Annotated in this window: 7 protein-coding genes and 2 pseudogenes; 7 read left to right on the forward strand and 2 right to left on the reverse strand. The window is 53.4% G+C overall.

Annotated features, from left to right (window positions below; all coding sequences use genetic code 11):
* The first annotated feature begins 210 nt into the window (after positions 1-210).
* The 5 genes and pseudogenes from QUA38_RS26665 to QUA38_RS26685 all read left to right on the forward strand — a co-directional run bounded on the left by QUA38_RS26665 (position 211) and on the right by QUA38_RS26685 (position 4,561).
* Complete coding sequence (locus QUA38_RS26665) at positions 211-693, forward strand: cyclophilin-like fold protein (protein ID WP_333167226.1); 483 nt, start codon at positions 211-213, stop codon at positions 691-693.
* 53 nt (positions 694-746) lie between these two features.
* Entirely contained in the window at positions 747-1,520 is a 774-nt protein-coding gene (locus tag QUA38_RS26670; RefSeq protein WP_333167227.1) for an SDR family oxidoreductase, read from the forward strand.
* Positions 1,521-1,714: 194 nt separating this feature from the next.
* Entirely contained in the window at positions 1,715-2,770 is a 1,056-nt protein-coding gene (locus QUA38_RS26675) for an NAD(P)-dependent alcohol dehydrogenase (RefSeq protein WP_333167228.1), read from the forward strand.
* A gap of 74 nt (positions 2,771-2,844) precedes the next feature.
* Positions 2,845-3,495 carry a TMEM175 family protein gene (locus QUA38_RS26680; protein ID WP_333167229.1) on the forward strand — a complete coding sequence of 217 codons (651 nt, stop codon included), beginning with the start codon at positions 2,845-2,847 and terminating at the stop codon, positions 3,493-3,495.
* Positions 3,496-3,553: 58 nt separating this feature from the next.
* A pseudogene (locus tag QUA38_RS26685) lies at positions 3,554-4,561 on the forward strand (aldo/keto reductase).
* Positions 4,562-4,614: 53 nt separating this feature from the next.
* Here QUA38_RS26685 and QUA38_RS26690 read toward each other — a convergent pair.
* Positions 4,615-5,400, reverse strand: a complete 786-nt coding sequence (locus QUA38_RS26690) for a hypothetical protein (RefSeq protein WP_333099701.1) — start codon at positions 5,398-5,400, stop codon at positions 4,615-4,617.
* A 130-nt stretch (positions 5,401-5,530) separates the two neighbouring features.
* On the opposite strand from QUA38_RS26690, the gene QUA38_RS29520 reads away from it, so the two are divergent.
* Both QUA38_RS29520 and QUA38_RS26695 read left to right on the forward strand, forming a co-directional pair.
* Positions 5,531-5,764: an aldo/keto reductase gene (locus tag QUA38_RS29520; RefSeq protein ID WP_333099703.1), complete on the forward strand. Its 234-nt coding sequence runs from the start codon at positions 5,531-5,533 to the stop codon at positions 5,762-5,764.
* Entirely contained in the window at positions 5,706-6,116 is a 411-nt protein-coding gene (locus tag QUA38_RS26695; RefSeq protein WP_333099705.1) for an aldo/keto reductase, read from the forward strand. The genes QUA38_RS29520 and QUA38_RS26695 overlap by 59 nt, the downstream gene beginning before the upstream one ends.
* Before the next feature lie 54 nt (positions 6,117-6,170).
* Here the strand turns inward: QUA38_RS26695 and QUA38_RS26700 are convergent.
* A pseudogene (locus tag QUA38_RS26700) lies at positions 6,171-6,409 on the reverse strand (ribonuclease D); the annotation flags it as partial.

Consider the following 6,409-nt stretch of genomic DNA (forward strand, 5'->3'; position numbering starts at 1 on the left):
GAGCTGGGTGCGGGGAAACTCGCACGCCCAGATCTAACTGAGAGGGGCGGGGAATAATATCCCCCCTCGACTCAACCACATCGCCATTCAGGAATGGCTCGACGGCAAACCCGTGGACTGGATGGAACAGGTCAGCGACGAGCAGTACGCAGGAAGATCTTAATGGTTTTGAAATGGTTTCCCCTCACGGGGAGAAACTGCCAGAAGAGAATGCTGATTTTGGTTCTCGCCCTAACGATGTCCCTGAGTTACTCAGCCTGCCGTGCCGACAACAGGATGCCTAGCAGTGCCTCGTCGAAAATGCCGACTGAAATATCAACCCAGCAGGCAAACAGTATGAAGATAAACATCAAGGTCGGAGACAAAGCCGTTACAGCTACGTTGATCGACAGTAAAACCACTCGGGATTTTGTTTCCCTGCTGCCATTAACGCTGACGATGAACGATTTGTTTGGAAGAGAAAAGTTTGCCCGCCTGCCGAGAGCAATTTCCGAGGAGGGTGAGCGAACCAAAACCTATGAAGTTGGAGACATCATTTACTGGTCTCCCGGTCCTGATGTGGCTATTTATTATCGCCACGACGAACAACCAATCCCTGACCCCGGCATCATCGCGATCGGCAAGATCGATGCTGGCGTAGAAGCATTCAATGTACCTGGCTCTGTAAAAGCAACAGTGGAGCCGATCGAGTAAGAAAAGGAAGTTCCAATAAAGACTTCCCTAATGGGCAACAAAAGGAGTAAAAAATGACAGCCAACGAGAGCAGCTACACAGGAAAGGTTGCGTTTGTGACCGGAGGAGCGAGTGGCATCGGTCGAGCTACGGCGCTGGCGTTTGCCCGTGAAGGTGCCAGCGTGGCGGTCGCTGACATCTCTGAACAGGGCAATCAAGAAACAGCTCACACGATCGAAGAACTCGGGGGTCGGGCGATCGCCGTCAGGTGCGATGTCACGCGAACCGAGGACGTGAAGGCGGCTCTCGACAAGACCGTTGAGGCTTTCGGGCGGCTGGACTTCGCCTTCAACAACGCGGGCATCGAGCCGAGGAAGGCAGCTCCGACCGCGGAGTACGAGGAGGAGGAGTGGAACCGGATTATCGACATCAACCTCCGCGGCGTTTTCCTGTGCATGAAGCACCAGATCCCGCTGCTCCTCAAGCAGGGAGGCGGCGCGATCGTCAACACCTCCTCGGGCGCGGGAATCATCGGCATCAAGGGCAGCCCCGCGTACACCGCCGCGAAACATGGCGTGATCGGACTGACCAAGGCAGCGGCCCTCGACTACGCCGCGCAGAACATCCGCGTCAACGCCGTCTGTCCCGGCTACATCGACACCCCGATGATGGGTCGCTTCACCGGCGACACGGACGAAGGGCGCGCCAAGGTGGTTGCCCAGGAGCCGATCGGACGGATGGGCAAGCCCGAGGAGATCGCGGAGGCTGTCCTATGGCTGTGCTCCGACGCGGCTGCCTTCGTCGTTGGGCACGCCATGGTCATCGATGGCGGCCAAACGGTGCAGTGAGGTTCGCAGCCAACCCGATCAAACCCTAAACGCACGACAACAAAGCACTGTCGCCATCGCCACTTTCACCGCCAAGGGCGATGACTCATATCGCCACTCAGCAGGTACTCGACGGCAAGCCCGCGGACTGGCTGGAAAAAGTCAGCGACGAACAGTACCAGGCACCAAAAGTAAACAAATAGGAGCATCAACCCATGTACAACACAAAAGCTTATTCCGCAGCCAGTGCAACATCACCGCTAGCCTCCGACACGATCGCACGGCGCGATCCAACCGAACACGACGTTCAAATCGAAATCCTCTTCTGCGGCATCTGCCATTCCGATCTTCACATGGTGCGAAACGAGTGGGGCGGTGGCACGGTCTACCCGATCGTTCCCGGTCATGAGATGGTGGGACGGGTCACTCAGGTTGGCTCGGCAGTGACGAAGTACAAGTCTGGCGATCTGGCAGGAGTCGGCTGCATGGTTGATTCGGATGGAACCTGTCCCAATTGCAAAACTGGACTTGAACAGTTCTGCCCGAACCTGACCCTCACCTACAACTCCCCGGACAAGCACAAGACTGCTCCAGTCACCTATGGGGGCTACTCTGATAGCGTCGTCGTCGATGAACGCTTCGTTCTGCGCGTTCCCGCCAACCTCGATCTCGCTGGGGTTGCGCCGCTCCTCTGCGCCGGGATCACCACCTACTCGCCCCTGCGCCACTGGGGCGTTACCGAGGGCAAGAAAGTTGGCGTGGTCGGTCTGGGAGGATTGGGTCACATGGGCGTGAAGTTCGCCCGTGCGTTCGGTGCCCACGTCGTCGTCTTCACCACCTCGCCCGGTAAGACGGAAGATGCGCTCCGCCTCGGTGCCCACGAAGTCGTGGTCTCCCGCAATGCCGACGAAATGCAAAAGCACGCTGGCAGCTTCGATTTCATCCTCGATACCGTCTCCGCCAAGCACGATATCAACGCCTATCTCAACCTGCTCCGCCTCGACGGCAACATCACCCTGGTTGGCGTACCGGAGAATCCCCTGGAGGTCGCGGCATTCAGCCTGATCATGGGCCGCCGCAGTCTCTCCGGCTCTAATATCGGCGGCATCGCCGAAACCCAGGAGATGCTCGACTTCTGCAGCGAACATAACATCGCTGCCGATGTCGAAGTCATCCCCATACAGAAGGTCAATGAAGCCTACGAAAGACTGCTCAAGTCCGATGTGAAATACCGCTTCTGTATCGATATGGCATCCCTTAAATCTGAATAAGCGAGGCCACCCCTAGAAGGAGTAACGATGCAGAAGCATGAACTTGGCAACAGCAACCGCTACTTGCAGAGGAGGTGAGTGCGGATACCAACCGTTTGGAGGCATTCAGCGATGGCGTGTTCCCGATCGCAATCACCCTGCTAGTGCTCGAAATCAAAGTGCCACCACCGAGCACAGCGATCGGGGCAGAACTCCTCAATCTCTGCCCGTCTTACCTTGCCTACGTGGTGAGCTTCCTGGTGATCGGCGCAATCTGGATCAACCACCACGCCATGTTCAAACACATCGTCCGCGTGGACGGAATGCTGTTGCTGCTTAACGTCCTCCACCTGATGCCGATCGCATTCCTGCCGTTTCCAACCACCGTCCTCGCAGAAGCGTTCCACCGCGGAACGGACGAGCCGATTGCAGCCGCGTTCTACGGTGGCATCTTGACCGTCCTCGGTATCTTCGTCAACGTCATGTGGCGGTACGCGGCTCACGAGTATCGGCTGATCGATACCCACCTCACAGCGAAAAAAGTACGGAAGATCAGACGTCTATTCCTTGTCCGACCGATCGTTTATGCGATCGCTACCGTAGTCGCGCTGGTCGTGCCCTGGCTGGCGGTGCTGCTTTTCATCCTCCTCAACCTCTTCTATCTCTGGCCTCGCTGGGGTCATAAGACCGCCCTGTCTCGCATCAATGACCCTACGGTGAGCAGAGATCGCAGCGAAAACGACTGACAACGACGAAATCGATCGACGGCGAACACTATCAATTCGACATTAACGGAGAAAAACAATGCAAACGCGCAAACTTGGAAACAGCAATCTGGAAGTCTCCGGGATCGGGCTCGGCTGCATGGGAATGAGCTTTTCTTATGGTCCGCCCAAAGACAAACAGGAGATGAGTGCTCTTCTGGGGGCTGCGGTCGATCGCGGTATTACATTCTTTGACACTGCCGAAGTCTAATGCCCGTACTTGAACGAAGAACTGGTGGGTGAAGCCCTCGCTCCCTTCCGCGACCAAGTGGTCATTGCGACCAAATTTGGGTTTGACATCAGTCCTAATTCCGATCCTCGTGGCATGAAAGGTTCACCCGGATTGAATAGCCGACCGGAGCATATCAAGGAAGCCGTGGAGGGATCGCTCAAGCGGCTCAAAGTTGAGGCGATCGACCTACTGTATCAGCACCGGGTTGACCCAAACGTACCCATTGAAGACGTGGCAGGAGCAGTGAAGGAACTGATTCAGGAAGGTAAAGTGAAGCACTTCGGACTTTCTGAAGCGGGAGTGCAAACGATTCGGCGCGCCCATGCCGTTGTGCCAGTCACGGCACTCCAGAGCGAATACTCCCTGTGGTGGAGAAAGCCTGAAGCGGAAGTGATACCGACCCTTGAGGAACTTGGCATCGGACTTGTCCCGTACAGCCCGCTGGGAAAAGGCTTCCTCACCGGCAAGATCGACGAAAACACGACCTTTGACAGCTCCGACTTCCGCAGCACTCTGCCTCGCTTCACGCCGGATGCACTCAAGGCGAATCAAGCCCTGATTGATCTGCTCGGCAGTATTGCAGAACAGAAGCAGGCGACCCCGGCTCAGATCGCGCTCGCTTGGCTCTTAGCTCAAAAGCCGTGGATTGTTCCGATTCCAGGCACCACGAAGCTGCATCGCTTGGATGAAAATATTGGAGCTATCTCCATTGAACTCACCTCTGACGATTTGCGTGACATTGATAACGCTGCTTCCAAGATCACAGTGCAAGGCGATCGATATCCCGAAAAGCTAGAGCAAATGACGGGCCGCTGAGTCTAGTTTTAGTCTTTGGGTCTGGCATAACTGCTCCTTAAACCAGACCCAACTCATGATGACTTGCTATAACTGTCTTTGCTCGAGTATGTCTCATAAACAACAAAACCAAAAATCAGAATAGCTAAGACAATGCTGATCCGCCCTGTACCAAAGCCTACTCCACCACTATCCTGAGATTTACCGATCCAATCTGCGAATGAAGCGCCCAATGGTCTAGTCAGGATATATGCGAGCCAAAAAGCCCCGACCTCATTAAGTCCTGAGCGCCAGTATGCGAACGCTGGTAAAGCAAATAACAAGGCAAACAGTAAACCTGATGTGAAGTTCCCCAAACCCCAAGTTGATGCTGTCATATCACCTGCGGCTGTGCCAAGCGCAAATGTAGCCATAACGGTTGCCCAGTAAAATAACTCGCGCCGAAGTGTGTAAATATGATTAATCGCTAAAGTCTTTTCGCTCATATACCAAACTGCAAAAATAATACTCAGTACGACGGAAAATCCTACAGTCGATAGGAGATACGAAACCCCTAATACAACATGGATAGCATCAGCAGCCATTGTTCCGAATATAGCGACCATAATAATAGCTAACCAATAGACCCAGGGAATATATTTCCGTACTGAAAACTGTATTAGTAAAGCAATCACTAATCCAATTCCCCCCAGAGCGACCGCAAAAATTGGGTTCATGTGATGGGCTAGGTAATCTGAAGTTGTTTCGCCCATTCCCGTAGTCAGCAACTTGATAATCCAGAAAAAAATGGTAACTTCTGGCAGCTTTTTTATCGGGCGATGCTGTGCAGATTGTTCTGTATAGTTTGTTTTGGGCTTCATATCTGGGTGGATTTTAGTTGAAGCTTTACTCAATATATCAATATATAATTGATATATTAATTGTACGTTTTAATTTTCGACTGGTCCAGCTTTTGAGACGTGAAAATATGATTCCCATATTGACGCGAACGTGCCGATCGAAGACGTGACAGGAGCAGTGAAGGGACTGATTGAGGAAGGTAAGGTTAAGCACTTTGGACTCTCTGAAGCCGGAGTGCAAACGATCCGTCGCGCACACGCAGTGGTGCCGGTGACTGCACTCCAGAGCGAATACTCGCGCTCGGTGGAGAAAGCCGGAAGCGGAAGTGATACCAACCCTGGAGGAACTCAGAATCGGCTTTGTCGCGTACAGCCCGCTGGGTAAGGGCTTTCTCACTGGCAAAATCGACGAAAACGCGATCTTTGACAGTTCCGATTTCCGCAGCACCCTGCCTCGCTTCACACCGGAGGTTCTCAAAGCGAATCAAGCCTTGATTGATTTGCTTGGTAGGATCGGACAACAGAAGCAGGCGACACCTGCTCAGATCGCGATCGCCTGGCTGCTGGCCCAGAAGCCGTGGATTGTTCCAATCCCAGCCACCACGAAGCTGCATCGCTTGGACGAAAACATCGGGGCAGTCTCCGTCGAACTCACGCCTGCGGATCTGCGCTGCGTGACATCGATGATGCCGCCGCCAAAATCACTGTACAAGGGGCGAGATACCCCGAAAAGTTAGAGCTTTTGACGGGTCGCTGAGCGGCGCAGAAGAGAAAATGTGATATTTTGGTAGTTAAAACGGAATTTCTTCCTCTTCATCTTCCCCAGTCTTAGCCGTCATCCGCCAACTGGTAATATACTCAATTTGCACATCAATTTTGTTAATAGCTTCCCCTAACCGCTTTTGGATGTATTGAGTCAGCGTCACCATAAAATCTAACTCAACTCCCACAGATAGCGCAAGTTTTGCCAATTTAGCAAAATCTACCTTCAAAATCGAGGAACTGGATAACTTAAAATGGGGAGTATTTT

Origin of the sequence: Microcoleus sp. Pol12B4 (assembly GCF_036701385.1) — a bacterium.
GTDB lineage: Bacteria > Cyanobacteriota > Cyanobacteriia > Cyanobacteriales > Microcoleaceae > Microcoleus.

Coding starts and splice junctions, on each gene's coding strand:
- QUA38_RS26665 (WP_333167226.1), top strand. CDS start 211: ATGCTGATTTTGGTTCTCGCCCTAACGATGTCCCTGAGTTACTCAGCC.
- QUA38_RS26675 (WP_333167228.1), top strand. CDS start 1,715: ATGTACAACACAAAAGCTTATTCCGCAGCCAGTGCAACATCACCGCTA.
- QUA38_RS26670 (WP_333167227.1), top strand. CDS start 747: ATGACAGCCAACGAGAGCAGCTACACAGGAAAGGTTGCGTTTGTGACC.
- QUA38_RS26690 (WP_333099701.1), bottom strand. CDS start 5,400: ATGAAGCCCAAAACAAACTATACAGAACAATCTGCACAGCATCGCCCG.